This window comes from Methylobacterium frigidaeris (assembly GCF_022179185.1).
Classification (GTDB): domain Bacteria; phylum Pseudomonadota; class Alphaproteobacteria; order Rhizobiales; family Beijerinckiaceae; genus Methylobacterium; species Methylobacterium frigidaeris.
Genome location: NZ_BPQJ01000123.1, coordinates 1 through 1042, shown reverse-complemented (window position 1 = coordinate 1042; position 1042 = coordinate 1). Strand labels below are relative to the sequence as shown.

2 protein-coding genes are annotated in these 1042 nt (G+C 59.3%); both read right to left on the bottom strand.

Annotation, left to right across the window (positions count from 1 at the left end; genetic code table 11):
- Window positions 1-281 precede the first annotated feature (281 nt).
- Window positions 282-524, bottom strand: coding sequence for a hypothetical protein (locus MFF64_RS36505; RefSeq protein WP_238193908.1), 243 nt, complete (start codon window positions 522-524; stop codon window positions 282-284).
- Window positions 521-1042 (bottom strand): Crp/Fnr family transcriptional regulator (locus MFF64_RS36500; RefSeq protein WP_238193906.1); only part of this gene is annotated, 522 nt, incomplete at its 5' end. The genes MFF64_RS36500 and MFF64_RS36505, both read right to left, overlap by 4 nt.

Genomic DNA, 1042 nt, shown 5'->3' with positions numbered 1-1042 from the left:
AACGCCGACACTGCACTAACTTTGAACTTGGACCACCTCGTGGGGGCCGATCACATTCAGCGTCAGCATCAAGAGCATCTTGCCCGACTGGCAAGGGGACTGCCTTAGCATCCTAATGGCCCACTGCCGGGTGTTTGCGGTTGTAGCAGCGGCTTTCGCGGATCGACCCAGGCCTCTTGGCTTCCTCGATCCGGCCACTCTCCATAGATGCTCAACATCCCTTAGCTGGCATTGACCCATGTTGCTCATCGGCCCCGTCAGCATGGAGGCCGCCTCAACGCTTAAGCCTCATTCACTCGGTTCTGGATCCACTTCTGTGCCTCGTCTAGGCTGGCAAACGTGGGCTGGACGCGCTTATCGGCACCATCAAACCCTGCTTCCAGGAACCACTTGCCTTCATCCTCCTCATGGTCAGCTGAGAGCTGCACAAGCACGGCCACGAGAAGGTCTGAGGTGAAAACGAGCAGCCCGTCTGTGTTGCCGTCTCCGGTCTTCACACGGACCGGCTGTAAGCGGAGGCTCATGTCACGGGCCTTCTCACATGCAAATACGCAGGATCAAACTCGCACAGGTCAGCGAGTTCCTGCCATTTGTTAATTTGTAGCCTACCGCCCGCAAGCGTGATCCATTCCCAGTTGCGCAGGTCCCTGAGCACGCGGTTGACATGGACGTTCGACAGCCCGAGCGCGTCGCCGAGTTCCGATTGCGTGAGCGGCAGACGGTAGGTGTGATCCCGCGCCAACCCGATCTCTTCAAGCTTGACGTATAGCTCGCAGAATAGATGCGCGATGGCTTGGCAGGCCGAACGCCGTCCCATCCCAGTCATCCACTGTCGGAAGATCGCCCCATCCACCAGCGTGTCGCGCCAGAGGACTGCTGCGATCCCCGGGAAGGCGGCCGTCAGGTCGAGCAGCGCCTCATGCGGGATGAACGCCACAATGGCGGATGTCAGGGTGCACACGCTGTGATCCATGATCTGGAGGTGCAGGCTTTGCAGGTCGGGAATGTCACCCGGGATGTGGAACGAGAAGATCTGGCGATT

What these genes read in the sequence shown, in the direction of transcription:
- MFF64_RS36505 (WP_238193908.1), bottom strand. Translation starts at nt 524, where the DNA reads ATGAGCCTCCGCTTACAGCCGGTCCGTGTGAAGACCGGAGACGGCAAC.